Annotated in this window: 23 protein-coding genes; 9 read left to right on the top strand and 14 right to left on the bottom strand. The window is 48.2% G+C overall.

The annotated features are described in order from the left end of the window. Window positions 1-185: 185 nt before the first annotated feature. Window positions 186-1,691, top strand: coding sequence for an inorganic phosphate transporter PitA (gene pitA, locus ACM615_RS21725; protein WP_112288043.1), 1,506 nt, complete (start codon window positions 186-188; stop codon window positions 1,689-1,691). 211 nt (window positions 1,692-1,902) lie between these two features. On the opposite strand, the gene uspB is transcribed toward pitA, so the two are convergent. Further along, window positions 1,903-2,238 (bottom strand): universal stress protein UspB, encoded by a 336-nt coding sequence (gene uspB, locus ACM615_RS21720; RefSeq protein ID WP_112288044.1) that lies wholly within the window; start codon window positions 2,236-2,238, stop codon window positions 1,903-1,905. A gap of 339 nt (window positions 2,239-2,577) precedes the next feature. Here uspB and uspA point away from each other — a divergent pair, with 339 nt between their 5' ends. The 3 genes from uspA (at window position 2,578) to ACM615_RS21705 (ending at window position 3,941) form a co-directional block, all read left to right on the top strand. Next, a complete protein-coding gene (gene uspA, locus ACM615_RS21715) occupies window positions 2,578-3,018 on the top strand; it encodes a universal stress protein UspA (protein ID WP_014333460.1) in 441 nt (146 codons plus the stop codon). A 228-nt stretch (window positions 3,019-3,246) separates the two neighbouring features. Then, window positions 3,247-3,540: an ADP-ribosyl-(dinitrogen reductase) hydrolase gene (locus tag ACM615_RS21710; protein WP_113876939.1), complete on the top strand. Its 294-nt coding sequence runs from the start codon at window positions 3,247-3,249 to the stop codon at window positions 3,538-3,540. Between the two features lie 38 nt (window positions 3,541-3,578). Then, window positions 3,579-3,941 (top strand): hypothetical protein, encoded by a 363-nt coding sequence (locus ACM615_RS21705; protein ID WP_112288046.1) that lies wholly within the window; start codon window positions 3,579-3,581, stop codon window positions 3,939-3,941. A gap of 79 nt (window positions 3,942-4,020) precedes the next feature. Here the strand turns inward: ACM615_RS21705 and rsmJ are convergent, their stop codons facing one another. Continuing rightward, entirely contained in the window at window positions 4,021-4,767 is a 747-nt protein-coding gene (gene rsmJ, locus ACM615_RS21700; RefSeq protein WP_112288047.1) for a 16S rRNA (guanine(1516)-N(2))-methyltransferase RsmJ, read from the bottom strand. A gap of 9 nt (window positions 4,768-4,776) precedes the next feature. Then, on the bottom strand, window positions 4,777-6,837 hold the full coding sequence (prlC, locus tag ACM615_RS21695) for an oligopeptidase A (protein ID WP_431012513.1): 2,061 nt from the start codon (window positions 6,835-6,837) through the stop codon (window positions 4,777-4,779). Between the two features lie 181 nt (window positions 6,838-7,018). Between prlC and ACM615_RS21690 the strand changes: the two genes are divergently transcribed. The 4 genes from ACM615_RS21690 to ACM615_RS21675 all read left to right on the top strand — a co-directional run bounded on the left by ACM615_RS21690 (window position 7,019) and on the right by ACM615_RS21675 (window position 10,075). Then, window positions 7,019-7,861, top strand: a complete 843-nt coding sequence (locus ACM615_RS21690; protein WP_013573521.1) for a 23S rRNA (adenine(2030)-N(6))-methyltransferase RlmJ — start codon at window positions 7,019-7,021, stop codon at window positions 7,859-7,861. A 165-nt stretch (window positions 7,862-8,026) separates the two neighbouring features. Beyond that, window positions 8,027-9,379 carry a glutathione-disulfide reductase gene (gene gorA, locus ACM615_RS21685; RefSeq protein WP_431012512.1) on the top strand — a complete coding sequence of 451 codons (1,353 nt, stop codon included), beginning with the start codon at window positions 8,027-8,029 and terminating at the stop codon, window positions 9,377-9,379. 267 nt (window positions 9,380-9,646) lie between these two features. Next, on the top strand, window positions 9,647-9,892 hold the full coding sequence (locus ACM615_RS21680) for a hypothetical protein (protein ID WP_426785567.1): 246 nt from the start codon (window positions 9,647-9,649) through the stop codon (window positions 9,890-9,892). Between the two features lie 51 nt (window positions 9,893-9,943). Continuing rightward, window positions 9,944-10,075 (top strand): hypothetical protein, encoded by a 132-nt coding sequence (locus ACM615_RS21675; protein WP_279919725.1) that lies wholly within the window; start codon window positions 9,944-9,946, stop codon window positions 10,073-10,075. A 66-nt stretch (window positions 10,076-10,141) separates the two neighbouring features. Here ACM615_RS21675 and cho read toward each other — a convergent pair whose 3' ends face one another. Further along, window positions 10,142-10,993, bottom strand: a complete 852-nt coding sequence (gene cho / locus ACM615_RS21670) for an excinuclease Cho (RefSeq protein WP_132966446.1) — start codon at window positions 10,991-10,993, stop codon at window positions 10,142-10,144. A 186-nt stretch (window positions 10,994-11,179) separates the two neighbouring features. On the opposite strand from cho, the gene ACM615_RS21665 reads away from it, so the two are divergent. Beyond that, the gene (locus ACM615_RS21665) at window positions 11,180-12,088 is read left to right on the top strand and encodes a LysR family transcriptional regulator (protein ID WP_431012511.1); all 909 of its coding nucleotides are present in this window, start codon (window positions 11,180-11,182) and stop codon (window positions 12,086-12,088) included. A gap of 20 nt (window positions 12,089-12,108) precedes the next feature. Here ACM615_RS21665 and ACM615_RS21660 read toward each other — a convergent pair whose 3' ends face one another. The 10 genes from ACM615_RS21660 to ACM615_RS21615 all read right to left on the bottom strand — a co-directional run bounded on the left by ACM615_RS21660 (window position 12,109) and on the right by ACM615_RS21615 (window position 22,415). Then, on the bottom strand, window positions 12,109-12,750 hold the full coding sequence (locus ACM615_RS21660; RefSeq protein WP_113876934.1) for a hydrolase: 642 nt from the start codon (window positions 12,748-12,750) through the stop codon (window positions 12,109-12,111). Between the two features lie 293 nt (window positions 12,751-13,043). Continuing rightward, complete coding sequence (locus ACM615_RS21655; protein ID WP_132966450.1) at window positions 13,044-16,109, bottom strand: FKBP-type peptidyl-prolyl cis-trans isomerase N-terminal domain-containing protein; 3,066 nt, start codon at window positions 16,107-16,109, stop codon at window positions 13,044-13,046. Next, window positions 16,106-16,474, bottom strand: a complete 369-nt coding sequence (locus ACM615_RS21650) for a hypothetical protein (protein WP_120163488.1) — start codon at window positions 16,472-16,474, stop codon at window positions 16,106-16,108. Before ACM615_RS21650 ends, ACM615_RS21655 begins: the two co-directional genes overlap by 4 nt. A gap of 430 nt (window positions 16,475-16,904) precedes the next feature. Then, the gene (locus ACM615_RS21645; RefSeq protein ID WP_129637703.1) at window positions 16,905-17,738 is read right to left on the bottom strand and encodes a helix-turn-helix domain-containing protein; all 834 of its coding nucleotides are present in this window, start codon (window positions 17,736-17,738) and stop codon (window positions 16,905-16,907) included. Window positions 17,739-17,895: 157 nt separating this feature from the next. Beyond that, entirely contained in the window at window positions 17,896-18,162 is a 267-nt protein-coding gene (locus ACM615_RS21640) for an HPr family phosphocarrier protein (RefSeq protein WP_120163490.1), read from the bottom strand. Between the two features lie 49 nt (window positions 18,163-18,211). Further along, complete coding sequence (locus ACM615_RS21635; protein ID WP_431012510.1) at window positions 18,212-19,267, bottom strand: 2-hydroxyacid dehydrogenase; 1,056 nt, start codon at window positions 19,265-19,267, stop codon at window positions 18,212-18,214. Window positions 19,268-19,280: 13 nt separating this feature from the next. Beyond that, window positions 19,281-20,690 (bottom strand): PTS galactitol transporter subunit IIC, encoded by a 1,410-nt coding sequence (locus ACM615_RS21630; RefSeq protein WP_132966454.1) that lies wholly within the window; start codon window positions 20,688-20,690, stop codon window positions 19,281-19,283. A gap of 95 nt (window positions 20,691-20,785) precedes the next feature. Further along, on the bottom strand, window positions 20,786-21,085 hold the full coding sequence (locus ACM615_RS21625; RefSeq protein WP_120163493.1) for a PTS sugar transporter subunit IIB: 300 nt from the start codon (window positions 21,083-21,085) through the stop codon (window positions 20,786-20,788). A 29-nt stretch (window positions 21,086-21,114) separates the two neighbouring features. Next, window positions 21,115-21,930 carry a rhamnulose-1-phosphate aldolase gene (gene rhaD, locus ACM615_RS21620; protein WP_132966456.1) on the bottom strand — a complete coding sequence of 272 codons (816 nt, stop codon included), beginning with the start codon at window positions 21,928-21,930 and terminating at the stop codon, window positions 21,115-21,117. Between the two features lie 11 nt (window positions 21,931-21,941). Further along, window positions 21,942-22,415 carry a PTS sugar transporter subunit IIA gene (locus ACM615_RS21615; protein ID WP_129637707.1) on the bottom strand — a complete coding sequence of 158 codons (474 nt, stop codon included), beginning with the start codon at window positions 22,413-22,415 and terminating at the stop codon, window positions 21,942-21,944. Window positions 22,416-22,540 lie beyond the last annotated feature (125 nt).

Here is a 22,540-nt window from a genome sequence, read left to right as displayed (position 1 = left end):
AACGTCGTAAGTAAATGTTTCAGCTGGCAAAGGAGGAATAAGATTTTGATAAATAAAAATTTAATTGAAACCGACGCGATTATTGAACTGTTTTTAGTCAAAAAAATGTCATATTTTCCTTTTCCCCTCACCCTGTTCTCGCAGATAATGCGCGGCGTTCATGACCACTAACTGGCGTAACAATTATGCTGCATCTATTTGCCGGGTTGGATATTCATACCGGTTCGTTGTTGATTCTCGCGTTACTGTTTGTTCTGTTCTACGAAGCGATTAACGGCTTCCATGATACGGCCAACGCAGTAGCAACCGTCATCTATACCCGGGCAATGCGTTCGCAATTAGCGGTCGTGATGGCAGGGGTATTTAACTTCTTTGGCGTTCTGCTGGGTGGTTTGAGCGTGGCCTATGCCATCGTCCATCTACTCCCAACCGATCTGCTGCTCAATGTAGGTTCCGCACATGGTCTTGCCATGGTGTTCTCTATGTTACTGGCGGCGATCATCTGGAACCTCGGCACCTGGTATTTTGGTTTGCCGGCGTCCAGTTCCCATACCCTTATCGGCGCCATCATTGGCGTAGGGCTGACCAATGCATTAATGACTCACACGTCCGTGGTCGATGCATTAAACATCCCTAAAATGATTGGTATTTTTGCTTCGCTGATTATCTCTCCGCTGGTCGGGATGATTATCGCCGGTACCATGATTTTCCTGCTCCGCCGTTACTGGAGTGGCAATAAGAAACATGCCCGTATCCACCTGACACCGGCAGAACGTGAGAAGAAAGACGGCAAGAAAAAGCCGCCATTCTGGACACGTACCGGTCTGATTCTGTCGGCTATCGGCGTGAGTTTCTCTCACGGCGCTAACGATGGTCAGAAGGGTATCGGTCTGATCATGCTGGTGCTGATTGGCGTGGCGCCAGCAGGTTTTGTGGTGAATATGAACGCGACCGGTTACGACATTACCCGTACCCGCGACGCCGTGACTCACCTCGGCCAGTATTATCAGCAACATGTTGATGCCGTGCCGCACGTGGTTGCACAGACGCCAATGGTGCCTGCACCGGACGTCAATATCGCACCGACCGATGAGCCTAAAGTGTTCCATTGCGACAGCAGCCACGCACTTGACGCTATCGGCCGCGCGCAAACACTGCTGACCAATCTTCAGTCTTACAGCGACCTGGCACCGGAAGAACGCAGCCATATGCGCCGTCTGCTGATGTGTGTTTCTGATACTGCGGATAAAGTGGCCAAGCTGCCGGAAACCTCTCCTGCGGATAAACGCTTCCTCGGCGAGCTGAAAACAGACATTCTGCAAACCGTTGAATACGCACCAATCTGGATCATCATTGCTGTCGCTCTGGCGCTGGCACTGGGTACCATGATTGGCTGGAAACGCGTGGCGACCACCATCGGTGAGAAGATTGGTAAGAAAGGCATGACGTACGCACAAGGCTTGTCTGCACAGCTGACCGCGGCCGTTTCTATCGGCGTTGCCAGCTATACGGGTATGCCGGTTTCCACCACACACGTGCTGTCTTCTGCGGTTGCAGGGACCATGATTGTGGATGGCGGCGGTGTGCAGTCGAAGACCGTGAAGAACATTGCAATGGCGTGGATCTTAACCCTACCGGTGTCGATTGTCCTTTCCGGCGTGCTGTACTGGCTTGCGCTGAAGCTGATCTGATAGCTTTCTGAACGGCATTAAAAAGGCGACCCTGCTCAGCACGGTCGCCTTTTTTGTTTCCTTTTCCACACATCCTCCCTAATTCATAACCAAAGTAACTGGAGTTGCAGCAAGGCAGCAAGCGAGAGAATCCCGATGAGCTGACACAAGTCAGTGATTCGGGTGAACGAGAGCCGCTAACGCCACTGCAGCTTCAAGTACGAAGGGTATGCTAATACCAGATCAGCATCGCTAACATACTGATTAAAATTAATCCGACCAGTGCAGTTGTCAGCATAAACTGACCGCGGACCCGTTCACAACGGCGGATAAACTCAGGATCGTGATGTTCAACATAGCGCTGAGCATAAATGTAACGCACCAGTCTTATTTGTTTGCTCGGCTGACCGTGCGACGTGAAGAATCCCCCGCCATCAACGTACTGATACAGCAGCGGATCGCACCCCCGCAGTACCACCAGCAATGCGCGCAAAGAAGAGTAATAGCGCAGCATATTCACGACACACACAAAACATAAAGCCCAAAACAGCGCAACGGGACTGATCATGATTCCCCCTCAAGGCGAACTGACACCACGCAATGCACCGGTAAAATAGCGGCGCATACCCGACGTTTCGCCCTGCCTTTCCGCAATTTCACACCCCCGGGCAAACTGCGCCCGCCCTCTTTTCGTACCACAGAAGATTGCCAAAGCAGGAGAAGCCTGCATTATTGAGTGTAGGAAACGAATCCCGAACTGTTCATATTATTTCTATCTATAGATGCCCGGATTTCGAAATGGGATCTGTATGCTTGATTTCTCTGACCATTTTGGCGCTATACTGAAGTCATGACATTCGCATGATGCTGATATTGCTATTAACCGACTTATGGAAGGAGTTTTCTTATGGCTTACAAACACATACTGATTGCTGTTGACCTCTCACCTGAGAGCAAAGTTTTAGTCGAGAAAGCGGTTTCCATGGCGCGTCCGTATAACGCCAAGGTGTCCCTGATCCACGTTGATGTGAACTATTCAGACCTGTACACCGGTCTTATCGACGTCAATCTGGGCGACATGCAGAAACGCATTTCCGAAGAGACGCACCACGCGCTGAACGAACTGTCGCAAAACGCCGGTTACCCGATTTCAGAAACCCTGAGCGGCAGCGGTGATTTAGCGCAGGTGCTGGTGGATGCCATCAATAAATATGGCGTGGATTTAGTGCTGTGCGGCCATCACCAGGATTTCTGGAGCAAACTGATGTCGTCCGCGCGTCAGCTGATCAACACCGTTCACATCGACATGCTGATCGTGCCTTTGCGCGATGAGGAAGAAGAAGCGTAAGACGTATTATTGCGTTAACGCTGACATAAAAATGCCCGCAGGTGAAAACCGGCGGGCATTTTTTATGAGATTTTAACTTGGAATTCTGGTCAATCCCTGAGCAAAAGCGTATTTTGTATATACAGAACGTTTTCATATCTGCATAAAATCAATATCTGTCTGTTTATTAAACATAATAAATTAAAATGTCAGGTATATACGGATGAAGTTTTTCATACAGGATGTATCATGAAAATCCAGTTTTCAGCGGCAGTGAAAGAGAAATTGTTCGTAAAGCACAGTGTTGTGGAGAAAGAGGTCTTCGAATGTTTTGCTAACCGTGAGGGTAATTACCTTAAGGATACCCGAGAGAAGCACCTGACGACGCCGCCCACCTTGTGGTTTATTGCTGAAACGAACAGAGGCCGGACACTTAAAATTTGCTTTGTGCCACCCTATAACGGGCTCCCGGCTCAGCTAAAATCAGCTTTCGAGCCTAACGAAATTGAAAGGCGAATTTACGCCAGTAAAGGTGCTCTTTGAAAATCGGCAGTCACGCTCCAAATTTAGAGGAAGACATTATGACGACCCGCCAGGATGCTCAGGATAATGCAGAAATGTGGGATAACCGCGAACTGGGTGCATCCGAAGAACACGCAGAAGCGGTTTCCCCGTCTGAGGCCGCTGAGTACGATGACATGATGGAACTTCAGGCAATTTCAATCAGGCTGCAAAAGTCGCTGCTCAATAACCTGAAAACTATCGCGGCACATCACCAGATTGGTTACCAGCCGATGGTCAGGGATTTGCTCACGCGCTTTGCAGAAGCTGAAATGAAAAAAATCCTGATTGAGCAGTTAAACAAGATCGACGAGGCACAACGGGATCGCGAAAAAACCGTGCCAGTCACTGAGTTTATTGAGGATTTGCGTAATCAGGCATGAAAATAAGAAACCAGAACGTTATGCAGTGCTTTCTGGTTTCTTTTTCATCTCGTTGAGATATGACAACAACGGCAGCTTTCTATAACGGCGTATAAATATCAAACCGGTGACTCTTGGTCACAACTGCGGCCTGTGCGGCGATATCAGCCATTGGCGGGGCATAGTCCGGGCGTTTTACCACGATACGTTTAGTCGCTAAGCGGCGCGCCGGTTCCAGCAGGCCGTCGGCATCTTCATCCGGGCCGACTAAACCCTGAAACACCCGCATCTCTTTCTTCACCAGCGCACTTTTCTGTTTGTGCGGATACATCGGATCGAGATACACCACTTCCGGCTTTGGCGAAAGCTCAGCAAGCGCGGTCAGACTTGAAGCATGCAGCAGCGTCATGCGCTCGCGCAACCACGGACCGATTTCCGCATCACGATAGCCACGCGCCAGCCCGTCATCAAGCAATGCCGCGACGACCGGATTGCGCTCCAGCATCCGCACTTTGCAGCCCAGAGATGCCAGTACAAACGCATCGCGGCCCAGTCCTGCGGTCGCATCGACCACATCCGGCAGATAACTGCCTTTGATACCGACGGCTTTCGCTACCGCTTCGCCACGTCCGCCGCCGAATTTGCGACGATGCGCCATCGTGCCGCCGACGAAATCGACAAAGATCGCGCCGAGTTTGGGCTCGTCGCGTTTGCGTAATTCCAGACGTTCAGGCGTCAGCACCAGCGCCATCACGGCATCAGGGTCAGACGTCAGATTCCAGCGCTGCGCCAGAACAGATAAGGCGCCTTCATCGGCGCCTTCTTCACACAGTAAACACACACTCACAGGCAGAGGTTATCCTTTGATTCCGTAGTGGCGCAGCATAGCATCCAGCTGCGGCTCACGCCCGCGGAAGCGTTTGAACAGCTCCATTGGCTCTTCGGAACCGCCGCGCGACAGAATGTTATCCAGGAACGACTGACCGGTTTCGCGGTTGAAAATCCCTTCTTCTTCAAAGCGGGAATAGGCATCGGCCGACAGCACTTCCGCCCACAGATAGCTGTAATAACCCGCCGCATAACCGCCTGCAAAGATGTGGCTGAAGGCGTGCGGGAAACGTCCCCATGAAGGTGACGGCACCACGGCAACCTGTTTCTTGATTTCTGCCAGCGTTTGCAGGATTTGCGCGCCTTTGGCCGGGTCATATTCCGCATGCATACGGAAATCGAACAGACCGAACTCCAGCTGACGCAGGATAAACAGCGCCGCCTGATAGTTCTTCGCCGCCAGCATTTTATCCAGCATCTCTTTCGGCAACGGTTCGCCGGTTTCGAAATGGCCGGAGATGAACGCCAGTGCGTCCGGCTCCCAGCACCAGTTTTCCATAAACTGACTTGGCAGCTCGACTGCATCCCACGGCACACCGGAAATACCGGCCACTCCCGGGGTATCGATGCGGGTCAGCATATGATGCAGGCCGTGACCGAACTCATGGAACAGCGTGGTGACTTCGTTGTGCGTGAACAGCGCCGGTTTGTTGCCCACCGGACCGTTGAAGTTACAGGTAAGATACGCGACCGGTTTTTGCAGTTCGCCGTCCGCTTTACGCATGCTGCCGACGCAGTCATTCATCCATGCGCCACCGCGTTTGTGCTCGCGGGCATACAGATCGAGATAGAAACTGCCGCGCAAATCGCCGGTTCCATCGAACAGATCGAAGAAACGCACGTCTTTGTGCCAGGTTTCTACGTCTTTACGTTCTTTGGCGGTGATGCCGTAAATGCGTTTCACCACTTCGAACAGCCCTTCCAGCGCACGCTGTTCAGGGAAGTACGGGCGTAGCTGCTCGTCGTTGATAGAGAACAGATGCTGTTTCTGTTTTTCACCGTAGAACGGCAAATCCCAGGCTTCCATTTCATCCACGCCGAAATGTTCTTTGGCGAAAGCTCGCAGCTGCGCCAGTTCCTGCTCGCCCTGCGGACGCGCACGTGTTGCCAGACCGCTCAGGAAGTCGATCACCTGTTTCGGGCTTTCGGCCATTTTGGTGGCGAGCGACATATCCGCGAAGGAATCAAAACCTAACAGCTGAGCCAGTTCGTGACGCAGCGCCAGTTCTTCAGCCATCACTTCACTGTTGTCCCACTTACCGGCATTCGGGCCCTGATCGGACGCACGGGTCGCGAACGCACGGTACATTTCTTCGCGCAATTCACGGTTTTCGCAGTACGTGATCACCGGCAGATAGCTTGGGATATCCAGCGTTAACAACCAGCCTTCCTGCTCTTTCGATTCCGCCAGCGCTTTCGCCGCGGCCAGTGCGCTTTCCGGCAGACCTTTCAGGTCATTCTCATCCGTGATGAGTTTGCTCCAGCCCATGGTGGCATCGAGCACGTTGTTGCTGTAGGTCGAACCCAGCTCAGACAGACGCGCGGAAATTTCGCCATAGCGTTTTTGTTTATCCATCGGCAAACCAATGCCGGATAACTCGAAATCGCGCAGCGCGTTATCAATGGCTTTTTTCTGCGCCAGGGACAGCGTGCTGAAATGTTCGCTGTCTTTTAAATCACGGTATGCCTGATACAAACCGGCATGTTGCCCGGTCCAGGTGCTGAATTCAGACAGAATGGGCAGGCATTGCTCGTAAGCTTCTCGCAGTTCCGGGCTGTTTTTCACTGCATTGAGATGCCCGATCGGCGACCAGATACGGCTCAGGCGATCGTCACTTTCGGCCAGCGGCTGACACAGGTTTTCCCACGTATAAGGCGCACCCTGCGCGACGACGCGTTCAATCGTCTGGCGGCTTTCTTCGATAGCGGATTTCATCGCAGGGACAATATGTTCTGGCTTGATCGCAGAGAAAGGTGGCAGGGCGAACGGTTTTAAGAGCGGATTCGACGCGTTTTGCTGTTCAGTCATAGGGCCAGTCCTTCGTAATAGCGTTTGGGGCTGATGCGTCTGTGGCGCACCACGCCGTGAATTCGGGTCGTCTTAAAGATGACGTAACTTCTAACATGCGGTCAAGTTATGGGGAAATCAATGGGTGGCGGCGGGATAGTCTTTAATGGATAATGCCGCGAAGCCGCAGGAGAAGCCGCACATGTTGAGTTACCGCCACAGTTTTCACGCAGGCAACCATGCCGACGTACTGAAACACACCGTTCAGAGCCTGATCATTGAATCTCTGAAAGAAAAAGAAAAGCCCTTCCTTTATCTCGACACCCACGCGGGTGCCGGGCGCTATCAGCTGAGTGGCGAACACGCCGAACGCACCGGCGAATATCTGGAAGGCATCGCGCGCATCTGGCAGCGGGACGATATTCCTGAAGAACTGGCGGCGTACATGTCTGTCGTCAATCACTTCAACCGCAATGAAAATCTGCGTTATTACCCGGGTTCGCCGCTGATTGCCCGTCAGCTGTTACGTGAAGACGACAAACTGCATCTGACCGAACTGCACCCGAGCGATTTCCCGCTGCTGCGCAGTGAATTCCAGAAAGATGACCGTACCCGCGTTGCGCGTGCCGACGGTTATCAGCAGCTGAAAGCTCAGTTGCCACCGCCTTCACGCCGTGGCCTGATCCTGATGGACCCGCCGTACGAAATGAAAACCGATTATCAGGACGTGGTAAAAGGCATTCAGGAAGGCTACAAGCGCTTTGCCACCGGCACTTACGCGCTGTGGTATCCGGTGGTGATGCGTCAGCAAATCAAGAAAATGCTGCGTGATCTCGAAGCGACCGGCATTCGCCGTATTCTGCAAATCGAACTGGGCGTCCGCCCGGACAGCGATCAGCGCGGTATGACCGCTTCCGGCATGATCGTGATTAACCCGCCGTGGAAACTCGAGCAGCAGATGAACAACGTTCTGCCGTGGCTGCTCAAAGTGCTGGTGCCATCCGGTACCGGTCATACTACGGTTAACTGGGTTGTGCCTGAGTAAGTAAAGCTTTTCCCCTCGCTGAGGCCTTTTTCAAAGGTCTCAGCTATCAAACCTATTGCAATCATTGATCCAATCTTTTCCACAACACGTTAAACTCTTAACCAAATTTTGAGATTAACGACGCTGAATCAGTGTCTCCATTTTTCACAACTTACGGATAAAACGATGACCAAACATTATGACTATCTGGCAATTGGCGGCGGCAGCGGCGGTATCGCATCAATCAACCGTGCAGCCATGTATGGGAAAAAATGCGCGCTGATCGAAGCTAAAGAGCTGGGCGGCACGTGCGTCAACGTGGGTTGTGTCCCGAAAAAAGTGATGTGGCACGCCGCGCAAATCGCTGAAGCGATCCGCAACTACGGCCCGGATTACGGCTTTGATACCACCGTGAACAGCTTCAACTGGAAAACGCTGGTCGCCAACCGTACCGCTTACATCGACCGTATCCACACCTCGTACGACAACGTGCTGGGCAAAAATAAAGTGGACGTGATCAAAGGTTTCGCCCGTTTCGTTGACGATCATACCGTTGAAGTCAACGGCGAGAAGATCACTGCGGATCACATCCTGATCGCCACCGGTGGACGTCCGAGCCATCCGGATATTCCGGGTGCAGAATACGGTATCGATTCAGACGGTTTCTTCGATCTGACCGAAATGCCAAAACGCGTTGCAGTAGTTGGCGCAGGTTACATTGCGGTAGAAATCGCCGGTGTGATGAACGCGCTGGGTGCCGAAACCCATCTGTTCGTGCGTAAACACGCGCCCCTGCGTACTTTCGATCCGCTGATGGTTGAAACGCTGGTTGAAGTAATGGAAACCGAAGGCCCTGCGTTGCATAAAGAGTCCATTCCGAAAGAAGTGGTGAAAAATGCCGACGGCAGCCTGACGCTGAAACTGGAAAACGGACAAGAATTTGAAGTCGACAGCCTGGTGTGGGCGATTGGCCGAGAACCGGAAACTGACAACTTCAACCTGAAGGCGACTGGCGTGAAAACCAACGATAAAGGTTACATCGTCGTCGATAAGTTCCAGAACACCAGCGTTAAAGGCATTTACGCCGTGGGCGATAATACCGGTGCGGTAGAACTGACTCCGGTTGCCGTTGCTGCGGGTCGTCGTTTGTCTGAGCGTCTGTTTAACAACAAACCTGACGAACATCTGGATTACAGCAACATCGCGACCGTCGTGTTCAGTCACCCGCCAATCGGTACAGTCGGCCTGACCGAACCGCAGGCGAAAGAGCAGTTTGGCGAAGACAACGTGAAAGTGTACAAATCCGCATTTACCGCGATGTACACCGCCGTCACGCAGCACCGCCAGCCGTGCCGCATGAAGCTGGTGTGCGTCGGTGCTGAAGAGAAAATCGTCGGCATCCACGGTATCGGCTACGGCATGGACGAAATGTTGCAGGGCTTCGCGGTCGCACTGAAAATGGGCGCAACCAAGAAAGACTTCGACAACACCGTCGCCATCCACCCGACCGGTGCGGAAGAGTTTGTGACTATGCGTTAATTCGCCAGTCGGTAAAAAATAAAGGCCTGAGATTTTTGATCTCAGGCCTTTTTGTTTTTCGACATTGAGCTCAGGGAAATTCAATATGAATTTCTAAGAAAAGTAAAAAAACTTAAAATTAAAACCTTTTGAATTCATGTTGATATATAGAAAACCTAAAAAAACTTAACTGAACTAGTTATTTAACTAATTAAAACAGCGTTTCAAAACCTTATCTTAGAAAAAGACAGCGCAATTCCTGTGCTGACATTAGAAGGAATTAATGAAATGGCTAAAAATGATAATGAATTTATTAATCTGGATAAATCTCAAGAGTATGAATTAAAAGACTGGCTGGAACGAAATGAGCTATCAAGAAGTCAGGACAATGTCGATGAGTTGAAAACTATTATCATCGATAAACTGAAAAAAGGTGACACCACAAAAAATGTGAAATGGTCCGAACTTGATGCTGCGTTTAAAAACCATCCAAGTTGGTTTAGCGATTTAGCACCTATGGAACACAAGAAGTAATCGTGAACTTGAGCAGCCTGCAGATTAAAATTTCACATTAAGGACATTCCTATGAGCATTAAACCTGGACCAAAACCGATTGCTGAATCAACAGGAAAAGAAGATAAAAGACAAAGAGTCACGCCAGAAAACAAACCTAAACACCCAGGTTTGAAGGAACATGAGCATAAGAAAGGCGAATAACAGAGGCGAGTCATAGCCTCCCCTCACGAGTGAGCGAACTGCTCACTCGTTTTCATTTTTGCTTTCTCAGTCCAGCAAAATCACTTTCGAACTGTCCGTCTCGAATAGCGGCCTGCAGAGGATTTTATAACTGTCGCGGTCAAAGTGCGGCACGGCGATATCAAAGGCTCTCGCTGCCGCCAGCGTTTTTACTGTGCCCAGATAAAACCAGTGATTGATGACGTGATAATCCGTCTGACCATTGGCTTCTTCAACAATTGCGATCCGACCAGGATACGGCCAGCTGCGGATTTTCAGGGTGCTGAGCGCGCTTCTGAGACGCGCCTGATGGGCTTCCGGCGTTTCTTTACCGCAACAGACGCCGGCACATTTGCCCAGTGAAAAGCGGAAACAGGCGCGATTTTTTGACAGTTTTTCCAGCCCCAGCGCGCCATAACACAGCTTTTCCTGATCGGCGATATCCCGGATTTTTTCGACTGCCGACATTTTAGTTTTAAACAGGCCAAATAAATCTTCACTGTGGGAGAAATCCACGTCATCACTGAACACAATGCTGGCCGTCAGCCCCTGAAGCCGGATGGAACACAGCTTGCGGGCGGTGCGCAGACGCTTATTGAACAGCGGACGACGGGTTTTAATCAGGTCAGATTCCAGCAATAACGCACCGACTTCACCGATCGTTTCAATGTGTTCGATATCGCGGGTCATATGCAGAAGTTTGGCTTCAGCAGGATTGCGAAAGTGCGACATCACGCGGCTGCGGATATTCACGCTTTTGCCGATATACAGCGGAAAAGCCTTATCGTCACCGTAAAAAATATAGACACCGCTGCTGCCGGGTAAATTTTCTAAGGTATGGCGAAGATGTTCAGGGTACTGATAGAGCTCGGTAAAAAGCTCTTTTTCGGGATTCCACAAAATAGCTGACCTGCTTTGACCGGATAAACGTTGTATAGAAAACAAACGGATAATACTGGTAATGTATACAGTCATCAACCTCTGGTTAACTATTTGTTGCGTTATACCTCTAAACAATACGAAATGGGGAAGCCATAACTGCCGGAAATGTTTTCCGGTATTCAACCCTTTTTAGTGGGAAAAAGAATGCGATTAAACCTTGAAGCCCTGCTGATCCTCGACGCGTTAGACCGTCACGGTACGTTTGCCGCGGCGGGTGCCAGACTGTTTAAAACCGCATCGGCACTGAGTTATACCGTGCAGAAAATGGAAAGTGATCTGAACATTAAACTGCTGGATCGCTCCGGCCATCGCGCCACATTTACCCCTACCGGCCGTCTGATGCTGGACAAAGGCCGCGTGCTGTTGCGCGCCGTCAGCGAACTGGAGCAACAGGCGCAGTACGTTGAAAGTGGCTGGGAGAGCAAACTGACCATCAGCCTTGATGCCTCCGTACCCTTCGCACTGCTTGCGCCACTGATTGACCGCTTTTACGCAGAGCATCAGCATACCCAATTATTATTCCGCCACGACGTGCTCGGCGGTTGCTGGGAAGCGCTGAGTTATGGCGAAGCTGACATCGTATTTGGTGCCGTGCAGGAACCTCTCACGCGCAGCGGCATTGAATATCGCCCGATCGGCTGGCTGGAATATGTGTTTGCCGTTGCGCCGCATCACCCGCTGGCCTCGATGCCGGAACCGCTGGTACGCGAGCAAATCCGCCAGTATCGCGCCGTAGTCGTTCACGATATGTCCCGCCACAGCACTGGCGCTGATTTGCGCGTGCTCGATGAGCAGAAAATGCTGAGCGTTCATGACTTTAACGCCAAAGTTCATGCACAAATCACCGGGCTGGGTTGCGGCTATCTGCCACGTTATCTGGCCGCGCCCCATCTGGAAAGCGGCGCGCTGGTTGAACGTCGCCTCGATTCAGAAACCCGCCGCGATCAGGCCTTTATGGCCTGGAACGACAATGCCACCGGCAACGCTGCCATGTGGTGGCGGGAGAATTTGCAGGATTTCGACGGACTGAGCACCGTCTATAGCCCGGAATAACCGGGCTATACATTCAGGCATTAACCCTGACGCTGTGGCGCTTTGTGCACCATGGTGTAGGCATAATCGACGCCCATGCCGTAGGCACCGCTGTGCTCGCGCACCAGATCCATGACTGCGTCGTAAGTCTCTTTGCGTGACCAGTCGCGCTGGTATTCGAGCAGAACCTGCTGCCAGGTCACCGGCACCGCACCGGCCTGCACCATACGGTCGATGGAACGTTCGTGAGCATCCACGCTGGTGCCGCCGGAGGTGTCGGTCACCACATACACTTCATAGCCTTCTTTCAGCGCCATCAGCGCCGGGAACGTCAGACACACTTCGGTCCACAATGCAGAGATAATCAGTTTTTTACGGCCCGTGGCTTCTACCGCTTTCACGAACGCTGCGTCTTCCCAGGAATTCATCGAGGTACGCTCAATCGGCTTCACATCAGGGTGAACCGCCAGCAGTTCCGGCCAGATGTAGCCGCTGAAACTTTCCGTTTCGACTGAGGTGTAAATCACCGGCACGTTAAAAACTTTGCCCGCTTTAGCCAGAGCGACCGTATTATTTTTAAGCTGCTGGCGATCGATATTGGCGACGCCGAATGACATTTGCGGCTGATGGTCGATGAAAATCAGGGTGGAATTCTGTGGATCCAGCAGATCGAATTTTGACATTTTCATTTCCTCTCAGAGTGCATTGTTGGGTTGTGTTTTTGTATTTAACGTTGTGTTGTTGTGCTGCTGGAATTAACAATAGGACAGGACTTCAAAAGCGGATAGCGGAAAGAATTTGGCAACTTGTTCAGATTTTTTTGACAGGAGTCAGCCTATATCAACAGTCGTCAATACAGCTTTTTTTTCAGTCAGACAGGAACAACAAAATCTTTTTTGTAATCCGCAAAATCGACGCTGAAGAAACAAAAAAGGCAGGTGATTTGATCATCACCTGCCTTTTTTATCCGACCAATTTAGTTGTCTTTAACGCCTAATATTTTGATCTTCATGATGGAAAGCGAATTCGGCGGAATTTTTCCCGGAATGCCGTCTTTGCCATACGCCAGTTCAGGCGGAATGTAGATTGTGGCTTCACCTTGCAAGCCAAGCTTAAGCACAACCTCCTGAAGAACTGCCGGAATTTCCGTCACAGCGGCGCTGATGACATTGTTGTCTTTTTCACTGGCAATGACTTTACCGTCACCCAACGTCTCAACAATCTGCAGACGAATACTCTTATCCATCGTGACTTTTGGCTGTGAGCCCGGCTTGCTAATGAGATAAATGAAGCCTGATTTTGCTTTAACTGCACCTTTGACTTTGCCCGCTTTATTCAGGATTTTCTGGTTATTCTCTTCATTCGAGGATTTTTGCTTTTCCTGACGTGAGCGAATATCAGTATCCAGACTGTTCAGCGACTCTCTCATGTCGTTTGTTGACATGCTGGACAGCTCATTCATCCGGTCAACAAAGCCTTTGATAATCACATTGCGATCAATTTTCTCACCGGCAGAAACCACCTGTTCGATTTTTGAATTCGCGGCTTGCCCCAGCAAATACCCGACAGAATAAGAGCGCCCGGTTTTCTTACTTTCTTTCGCCTGCAGTGTTTTTAGTTCTGCGTCACTGAGCAGTTCTCCGCCAGATTGTGTAACGGCCGCGATGCTGTTTGAGGCGAGATCTTTTTTGGTTTTTTCCAGTTCAGCTGTCAGCTTACTTTTCTCTTCGGCGGCGTTATTCGCAGCCTGCTGACTTTCAGTGAGCTGGCTGGTCAGGCGTTTAACCTCCTCAGAAGATTTTGAGAGTGCCGCCTGAGATATCTGATAATCGCTCTGCGATTTTTTGTTCGTGACCTCAGAAGCCGCCAGTTTTTCACTCTGGTCAGCACTTTTTTTCTGCAAATCGGCCAACTGAGTTTTCAACTGCGCTGCGTCATCCGCGGCTTGTTTGAGGGTTTTCTGCAAGGCCAGGTAGTCAGCCTGTGACTTTTTATTGGCAGCTTCTGACGCTGACAATTTGTCATTCTGCTCAGCGCTTTGTTTTTTCAGGTCAGTCAGTTGGGTTTTAATCTGGGCATTCTCATCAGCAGTTTGATTGACGCTTTTCTGCAAGGCCAGATAATCAGCCTGTGATTTTTTGATGACTGCTTCAGACACAGACAGTTTGTCATTCTGTGCATCGCCCTGTTTTTGCCTGTCTGCCAGCTGGTTTTTCAGCTGAACATTCTCATCAGCGGCCTTTTTAAGGGTTTGCTGTAAAGCCGCGTAGTCAGCCTGAGATTTTTTAGCAGCAGCATCTGACACAGACAGTTTGTCATTCTGCGCAGCGCCCTGTTTTTGCCTGTCAGCCAGCTGGTTTTTCAGCTGAACATTTTCATCAGCGGCCTTTTTAAGGGTTTGCTGTAAAGCCGCATAATCAGCCTGAGATTTTTTAGCAGCAGCATCTGACACAGACAGTTTGTCATTCTGCGTAGCGGCTTGTTTTTGCACTGCTGCCAGCTGGATTTTCAGCTGAGCATTTTCTTCAGCGGCCTGTTTGAGGGTTTTCTGCAAAGCCATAGAGTCAGCCTGAGATTTCTTATTAACCGCGTCTGACGCTGACAATTTGTCATTCCGCGCAGCGCCCTGTTTTTGCAGGTCTGCAAGCTGCGATTTCAATTGCGCATTCTCGTCTGCAGCCTTTTTGAGGTTTGTTTGCAGAGTCTGATTTTCATTCAGTGATTTGTTATTTGCAGCCACGGCAAACGCAATTTTTTCGTTCTGGCTGGCACCCTGTTTCTCCAGGGTGGACAGTTGAGTTTTCAGTTGCGCATTTTCAGCGGCAGCTTGTTTTGCGGTCATTTGCAGTTCAACCACATTGGCTTGCGATTTGTTGCCTGTACTTTCTAAAGCGTGCAATTTTTCGGCTTCTGCCCTGGATTGCTTTTGCAGCGTCTCGAACTGCGTTTTGAGCTTATGATTTTCTTCTGTCGCCTGCTGTAATGTCGCATTCAGCACCGCGAATTCCGCCAGCGATTTACCATTGGCGCGTCCAGAGGAGACCAGTTGTTCGATGCGCGCTGAGGATTGCTTTTTCACGGTATCAAGTTGCGTTTTGATCTGCGCATTCTCAGTACTTAATTTCTTAAAACTCGCCTCAAGGGTAGCAATTTCCTTCTGGGCTTTTTTGGTCGCCAGCTGAGAGGTGGCCACTTGCTCGGAGGCTTTTTTCGCTGAGCCGTCCTGACTGGTTTTAAACGCCGTTAGCTGGGCTTTCAATGCGGCATTTTCACTCATTGTCTTTTTCAAAGACTGCTGAATATCAGCCATTTCGTCTTGAGATTTTTTTGTCACCGTCTGTGCAACGGATAATTTTTCGCTCAGGCTTTCGGCTTGTTTCTGGCTACCCTGAAGCTTCTGCAACGTAGATGCCATCTGCTGGTTTTCTTGTTGTGTGTTTTTCAGCAAATTTTGCAGTTGTTTCAGTTCATCCTGCGCTTTCTTCTGCGCAAGCTTTTGGTCTGCAGATGGCGAGGCAACGGCAGGTTTGGCTTTTAATGCCTCGATCTGAACTTGTAGTTGTTGGTTTTCTTTTTGCGTATCCGCGAAGGATTTCTGCAAGGCAGCATATTGATCACGAGATTTTTCTGCTGTGGATTTTGCCGTCTCGAGGGATTTTTTTAGCTGCTCGTTAGCCTTGATATCGGCCTTGCTCTTCATCTCGCTGACATCTGCTGTGGCAGAGGGAACACGCACAGGCTGAGGTGTTTTAGGAGCTTTTTTTACCGGAGCCGGAGAAGGTTTAGGCCGAGACTGCGACGGGGGCGCGACGGCTTTTTCAACAGGTGTTTTTGGGACGACGATATCTTTTGGAGGCTGAATCAGCGGAGTGGAAGTCTTATTTTTTTCCGCAAAAACAGACGATTCCGGAGCAGAAATTAAATTTTCACTCTGCAACTGATCTAAAAGGCTCAGATTAGCATCAACGGAATCTTCAGCATGTGCCCCCTGTATGTTGATCAGTAACAGAATCAGGAAGAAAGACTTCACTCGCGCCATCATATTTTATTCACTTCCTGAGAGCGCTCGTCCATGCTCTTAAAGGTCGCACCTTTAACTCTTGCGCAGATAAGTTTCAATTTTGAGTCCAGTTCGATGTTCAGAATTTCCTGCGCATCTTTGTTTATCAGACCCTTATTCGTTTTGTAAACATCATAAGATTTTGTCAGCTGATTAAATTGTTGCTGATAAATATCAAAATCATGAGGAGAAAGACGCTGTAATGCTTTGAATTCGTTAACACAGGTATTATTCGTACCTTTATTAACTGACGTCTCTTTTATTGTAGCCACATTATTTTTTGTGCTACATGCACTCAACGCGATTAACGCAATGAGAGTCAAAGACATTGAGCAAGGCTTATTCATGTAGATTATCCTGTAGGGTTTTACTGCTAGAACAAATTATTTTCCCAGCAAAAGACCCTGTGGAACACCCACTTTCACTGAAATGATTATTTAGCAAAACCACTAATAGACAAAAAACCATTATAATCAATATATTGCACTAATAAAAAGAAAATCAGGCTTCTTTTTTATGCTAAAAAATAGAAGAAATTTTCGATTTAACGATGCCTCAGCCCATGAAAAAGGAGGCAAAAACTGACATATATCATCATTCATTTTCAGAAAACTCAGGGAATAAGTAAATACTGATTCACATTTTCGGATAAAACGGAATGCCCCTCAATCGCGATTAGGATGATTAGTACACATCATTATATCACGTGCAGAGGGAACAGACTGAGTATCGGATCTGTGGTTTTCAGGGTTAAAAACCAGCTGTGTGTTATGGCATCTATCTGGACAGCAGAGACTGCCCCGCAGCGGTGGATTTAAACGCTCTGGGAGGGAGGCCAAATTCGCGCCGGAAGCAGGTAGCAAAATAAGAGTGGTCATCAAAGCCGATGTCCTGCGCTATCGAGGTAATGGGTTTATTCGAATACAGCAGCGGGTAGAGGGAATGAAACAGGCGCAATTTGGTGAGATAACGCTGGGGTGACAAGCCGATATCTTTATCCAGGTAACGGTGCATCGTTCTGACGTTGATGGAAAACTGATCGGCCAGTTGGTTCCAGTCAATTTTCTCGTGAAAGTTAGCGTGCAGCCAACGGATAAGCCGCAGGATCCTTCTTTCATTGGTGTTGTTCTTATCATAGAAGTAGCTACAGTAGCGCAAATCTACCAGCAGCCGCAGGAACAGGCTTTCCTGTTCAATACTGCCTTTATGCTGGCTGGCAATGAGTTTATCCAGAGAGCCCTGTATCAGCAGAGCACTGTTTTTATCTAAGAAACGGTGGATGTGAAAGGATGCAAATTGCTTTGGAATAAGGGATTCAAAACCTTTTATGAGAAAAAAATGCTCCGAAGGCTGATAATAAATATTAATTAACCTCAGGTCTTGTGCGTGTTCATAAATGTGTAAATCAGTGGCCTGAGTAAAAAACAACATCCGTGGATAAATTGAATAGGGTTTGCCATTAATAATATGCAGACCAATCCCACCGGTAATCAATGTTATTTTACTGTAATTAAATTGAGTTTTAGGTGAATAATCTTGCGGCAGGCGGGACGTAATAATCACATTTTGTTGATCAGAAACAAAATAATCCTGAAAGATAGGTTTGTTCATAGTCAATACATCTTAATAAGTGTTTTTTTAGATTAACGGACGGCAGTCAGAAAATCTATATATTACGATAACCAGGCACTTCTCAATCGGGAAAAAATCAGTAAAGGCCGGCAATGCTCATTCAGGCCTTTACTGATGTAAAGAGGCACAGACCGTGCTATTCCTCCCCGAAGCCGGCATTGAATAACGCCTTTATCTCAAGAAATACCGCTTCTTCATCGGTTCCTTCACAAATGACTTCAACCTTTGCACCGCCTGTAATTCCGGCAGTCATTAAACCTATGACGCTTTTCCCCTTAATCACTTTATCACGGGAGATAAATTCTACTTTCGACTGACATTTCCCCACTATTTTAGCGATCGCACTGGCCGGGCGCGCATGGAGACCAGTTTTATTATTGAGCGTCAACGTTTCTTTGATCATAACGGTTCCCCGGATGAATAATGAATATTCCGATAAATTCCCTGTACGTTTACTGAATGATCAACATATCGCTGTGACCCGTTTTAAAATAATCATTCAGAACCGTTTTGAGCAGATAAGGCGCTTTAGGAATGGCATCTATCGTGTCACCTGCAATATGTGGGGTCAGCGTGATATTATCCAGCTGGAGTAAAGGATCGTCGGTATTGATAGGCTCATCCCAGCTCACATCCAGCGCAGCACCGGCTATACGCCTGTTTTTTAACGCATCAATAAGGTCAGCTTTATGTACAACCCCGGCCCTTGCGGTATTAATAATATAGCTCCCGGCCTTCATTTTATTGAAGACGTCTTTATTGATCATGTTTTCCGTTTCAGGTGTCAGCCGCATATGCAAAGAAAGGATATCTGATTGCGAAATGACAGAATCCATATCCAGTAATTCAACCCTCAGCCCTTCCTTTATGACGAGCGACTTATCGATAAAGGGGTCATGGGCAATCACCCTGACACCCAATGCATTAAGCCTTTTCGCCACCAGCTTGCCGATATAACCCAGGCCAATCAGTCCCACAGTATGATTGGCCAGCACTGTCTTATGTTCATCATTCGAAAAGCTTTTTCGCCATTTGCCATTTTTAATTTCATGATGCGCCCGGGCAATATTTCGGGTCTCCGCGTACATCAGGCTTAAGGTGAAATCGGCGACCGGTTCAGCATTACGGATAACATGGATAAGCGTGATATTTTTTTCCTTCACACTGTTTAATGCAATATGCTCCAGCCCGCCCCGGCATGTTCCGATAAGTTTAAGTTTTGCCGCCGTTTCCAGCATACTTTTCGACACAGGGGCAATATGCACCAGCAGGTAATCCGCGTCTTTCAGTGCTTCGGTCACGCCAGCGGGAATTTCCACCGCCTCCGGGCCGTTCTTTTCAATCAGCAGAATTTTTTCCTGAAACTTTTCCTTTTCTAAATCGGAATACCATTCGTAAGAAACGACATCCAGTTCGCTTTCATCTCTGCCGGGAAAATCAATATCTTTGGCAGCATCCCTTAATGTCGCACTGCTGACCAGCGCATCACCAATAATAACGATTTTCATATTCTGTTATCCTTTATTGAGTCAGTTGATTGGGCTCACTGCCGGTACCAGCTTGTCTTTCGAGATAAGCATGTATCGACTCTTTTTTAATGCGGACAAAAAGGTAAAACACGATATATACCACGACGCTGAGGGCGATATAGACAGGATTTTGGGTGAGGAAAATCAGGAATAATCCGCCCATAAGATGATTGGTCATTACAGCAAAACTACAAATCAACATGGCACCTACCGGCAGAACCACACCGACATCTTTAGCGACTTCAGTAAATACCGGCGCCACGGCGGTGATCATATACAATCCCCCCACACACCAGATAGTGCCTGAAATTAATGATTTAAAAATATTACCCGCTGATATCGCAATAATAAGCTCAATCATATAAGGAATAGCAATAAGGTCTACCATTGGTAACGTTTCATTACCCGGTAATATAATCGCCAGAATGAATATAATCGGAATCAACAACATTCCGGTTAACAGCGTTGCTGATTCGCCATAACCTGCCGCATCGTTAATGGCCAGGAACCAGATCCGGTCTTTGCCACTCGATTTTGCGGTTTTACGTGACGCATCGGTAATGGTAGTGAATGCAGAGGCAAACACCCCGGCGATTTTTGGGAAGATACACATGACAGCTGATGTGGCGATACCGACCTTACAGATTTCTCCCCAGGCTTCAATGCTGCCCAGACGGGTATAATTTCCGGAAATGCCGATTAGACACCCGAGTACCAGACCCAGTGTAATCGGCTCCCCCATGAAACCTAATTTGTCCTGTAAGGTCTGCGGATTCCATTTTATTTTGTCCGCGCCCAGCTTATTTAATATCCAGTCCACCCCTATCGCCAGCGGCACAGAGCAAACATGATGAGGAGCGGTCATGGTGCATCCGGGATAGCCGTAATAAACAGACCATCGTTTGGCCACTATTTCTGAGCAAACCAGAGAATAAAGATTGGATAACAGCATCAATCCAATTGCCAGATAGATATTCCCTGTCGCGATATAGAGCATCGACCCCCACAACATAAAGGAAAAGTTATTCCACATATCTGAGGGCATAAAAATATTGGTAAAACGTGTGACAAATAAAATTGTCTGAAACAGCAACCCGAGGCCTAAAAAAATCATCCCGACATTGGTTGAATAGGCAACAACACTTGTTGCCTGCCAGCCGGTATCCAGGATACGCAGTGAAATACCGGACGTTTCCACCATACGGTTAATAACAGGCGTAACGACAGGCGTGTAGGCACCAATGAGCATCCCAAATCCGGTCAGACCAATACCGGCATTAAGCCCGGCTTTAAAGGCTTTTTTGGGCGTTACTTTCATGATGATAGCAATAATATAAATGACAAAAGGCACAACAATCGCAGCACCAAATGAATTCATAATTTTCGAAAGAATGTCTAACATGCTCAAGACTCCTTACTCTGTAGATAAGGTTTCATTATCATATTAAGAACAATAATTAGGTTCTCCACAAACCAAAGCTTGTGGAGTCAGACCCACTATATTTTCAGGCTCTCAACTTCATGCAGTAATTCTTCTATAAATCCATCCTCATCGGTACCAATTAGCAACCCGACTGCATTGATGGTCGGAATGTCATACTTATCCCTCAGCGGACTGGTATGAACAATAATATCCCATTTACCTGAACTTAATTGCCCTTCTACTCCGCCGGGACTGACTTCAACGGTTTTTGCCTTATATCCGTTGACTTCAAGAATATCTTTTACTTTTTCTGCCACCATGGAACTGGTGACGGTTCCTGATCCGCAGACGGAAATAACATTAATATTTTTCATAGTTACTCTTTTTTGTCATTCAGCAGAAATTATAAAATGCCATCCCGTGGGGTGACATTAAAGGCATCAGCAAGGGCGCGAAGTTCCGCGCTGGTGATCGACTGTTTAATTCCGACGGCAGCGGAACGCAGATAAATATCGGCAGCTTTATCTACCGTTTCGACCAACCCGAAAGCGTCATCAAAATTGCTACCTGCTCCCATAATTCCGTGATGCGCCCAGATCACAATGCGGCAATACTCCATTTTGGCAGCGGAAGCCAGACCCAGATCAATGGTGCCTGCCACCATCCACGGCACAATCCCCACGCCTTCCGGGAATACCACCAGGCATTCAGTAATTTGTTGCCACAGCGTTTTTGAAAATTTCTTTTCATCCAGATCATGGGCAAATGTCATGGCAATCGTGGCATTAGCATGGGTGTGTAAAATAACGCGATGTTCAGGGTCATGTTTTAATCGTGTCGCATGGCATTTTAAATGCGAGGCCAGTTCGCTGGTCGGGCAACCACCGTTTACCAGCCCCCAGAGTTGCTGATAATGTTTTCCGTCTTCAGATATTTTTAAAATAATCAGCGTATCGGCCGGATTCTTAATGACATTGCGGAAGTATTTTCCGGAACCTGAAACCATAAATATTTTATTTTTCAGTTCAGGAAAAGGCATCGGCAATGCGACTTCTGATATCACCTGTTGTGTATCAAGGTAAGGTGCTACTTCCTCTTCCTTCAGGAGATAACTGATATTACCACCGTTTCTTTCTGCCCAGCCTTTTTCCCACAGCTTGAGCGTAATATCACACATTTCTTTAATAAAGGGAGCTTCATTAATATTATAGATAATCATAACGTCACCTTTTACAATGAATGGAAAAATTCACAAATTCCTTCGCGGGAATCAAGCTGGACCAACTGGCTAATCTTTTTTTCATCAGAAAATACGGCCATTAATGTCTGCAATAAGACGATCTGATTTTCATCCCGGGTCACGCCAAGAGAGAAAATCCAGTCTACGTCTACTTTTTCATCCGTACTGCCCATAAGCAAAAATGTCAGCGGTTTTGCGAGTTGGGTAATTGCCACGAAAGGCTTTTTTATATACAGCGGGTCTGTATGGGGTATGGCAATATTCAGGCAGGATGTCATTAACCCTGTCGGATAATGGGCTTCCCTGATAAGAATATTTTCGTGGTATGTCGCCTCAACAAATCCTTGTTTATAAAGTTTCTGGTATGAATCCGCAAAAAACGCATCCTGAGTGGTATAACTGCAATTTAAATAAACCAATTCGGGTGATATAAATCCGGTCAGCGGATTTTTTGTAGTCTCCATATTTTTCCCTCCTTATTTACGGCTCAGATGTTCTGATGCTTCCGGTCGAATTTTCTTAGAAAATCAGCGTTTCCAGACTCTCTTACCTTTTCGCGTGTCATTATCCTAAGAGTCCGAACTGGGAA

The sequence above is a fragment of the Rahnella sp. PAMC25617 genome, assembly GCF_050606005.1.
Lineage (GTDB): Bacteria > Pseudomonadota > Gammaproteobacteria > Enterobacterales > Enterobacteriaceae > Rahnella > Rahnella variigena.
The sequence above is the reverse complement of the archived record's forward strand: the minus strand, read 5'-3'. Positions and strand labels throughout refer to the sequence as shown.

Excerpts from the sequence above, each read along its gene's own strand:
- pitA (WP_112288043.1), top strand. The coding sequence starts at position 186 with ATGCTGCATCTATTTGCCGGGTTGGATATTCATACCGGTTCGTTGTTG.
- uspB (WP_112288044.1), bottom strand. The coding sequence starts at position 2,238 with ATGATCAGTCCCGTTGCGCTGTTTTGGGCTTTATGTTTTGTGTGTGTC.
- uspA (WP_014333460.1), top strand. The coding sequence starts at position 2,578 with ATGGCTTACAAACACATACTGATTGCTGTTGACCTCTCACCTGAGAGC.
- ACM615_RS21710 (WP_113876939.1), top strand. The coding sequence starts at position 3,247 with ATGAAAATCCAGTTTTCAGCGGCAGTGAAAGAGAAATTGTTCGTAAAG.
- ACM615_RS21705 (WP_112288046.1), top strand. The coding sequence starts at position 3,579 with ATGACGACCCGCCAGGATGCTCAGGATAATGCAGAAATGTGGGATAAC.
- prlC (WP_431012513.1), bottom strand. The coding sequence starts at position 6,837 with ATGACTGAACAGCAAAACGCGTCGAATCCGCTCTTAAAACCGTTCGCC.
- ACM615_RS21690 (WP_013573521.1), top strand. The coding sequence starts at position 7,019 with ATGTTGAGTTACCGCCACAGTTTTCACGCAGGCAACCATGCCGACGTA.
- gorA (WP_431012512.1), top strand. The coding sequence starts at position 8,027 with ATGACCAAACATTATGACTATCTGGCAATTGGCGGCGGCAGCGGCGGT.
- ACM615_RS21680 (WP_426785567.1), top strand. The coding sequence starts at position 9,647 with ATGGCTAAAAATGATAATGAATTTATTAATCTGGATAAATCTCAAGAG.
- ACM615_RS21675 (WP_279919725.1), top strand. The coding sequence starts at position 9,944 with ATGAGCATTAAACCTGGACCAAAACCGATTGCTGAATCAACAGGAAAA.
- ACM615_RS21665 (WP_431012511.1), top strand. The coding sequence starts at position 11,180 with ATGCGATTAAACCTTGAAGCCCTGCTGATCCTCGACGCGTTAGACCGT.
- ACM615_RS21660 (WP_113876934.1), bottom strand. The coding sequence starts at position 12,750 with ATGTCAAAATTCGATCTGCTGGATCCACAGAATTCCACCCTGATTTTC.
- ACM615_RS21655 (WP_132966450.1), bottom strand. The coding sequence starts at position 16,109 with ATGATGGCGCGAGTGAAGTCTTTCTTCCTGATTCTGTTACTGATCAAC.
- ACM615_RS21650 (WP_120163488.1), bottom strand. The coding sequence starts at position 16,474 with ATGAATAAGCCTTGCTCAATGTCTTTGACTCTCATTGCGTTAATCGCG.
- ACM615_RS21645 (WP_129637703.1), bottom strand. The coding sequence starts at position 17,738 with ATGAACAAACCTATCTTTCAGGATTATTTTGTTTCTGATCAACAAAAT.
- ACM615_RS21640 (WP_120163490.1), bottom strand. The coding sequence starts at position 18,162 with ATGATCAAAGAAACGTTGACGCTCAATAATAAAACTGGTCTCCATGCG.
- ACM615_RS21635 (WP_431012510.1), bottom strand. The coding sequence starts at position 19,267 with ATGAAAATCGTTATTATTGGTGATGCGCTGGTCAGCAGTGCGACATTA.
- ACM615_RS21630 (WP_132966454.1), bottom strand. The coding sequence starts at position 20,690 with ATGTTAGACATTCTTTCGAAAATTATGAATTCATTTGGTGCTGCGATT.
- ACM615_RS21625 (WP_120163493.1), bottom strand. The coding sequence starts at position 21,085 with ATGAAAAATATTAATGTTATTTCCGTCTGCGGATCAGGAACCGTCACC.
- rhaD (WP_132966456.1), bottom strand. The coding sequence starts at position 21,930 with ATGATTATCTATAATATTAATGAAGCTCCCTTTATTAAAGAAATGTGT.
- ACM615_RS21615 (WP_129637707.1), bottom strand. The coding sequence starts at position 22,415 with ATGGAGACTACAAAAAATCCGCTGACCGGATTTATATCACCCGAATTG.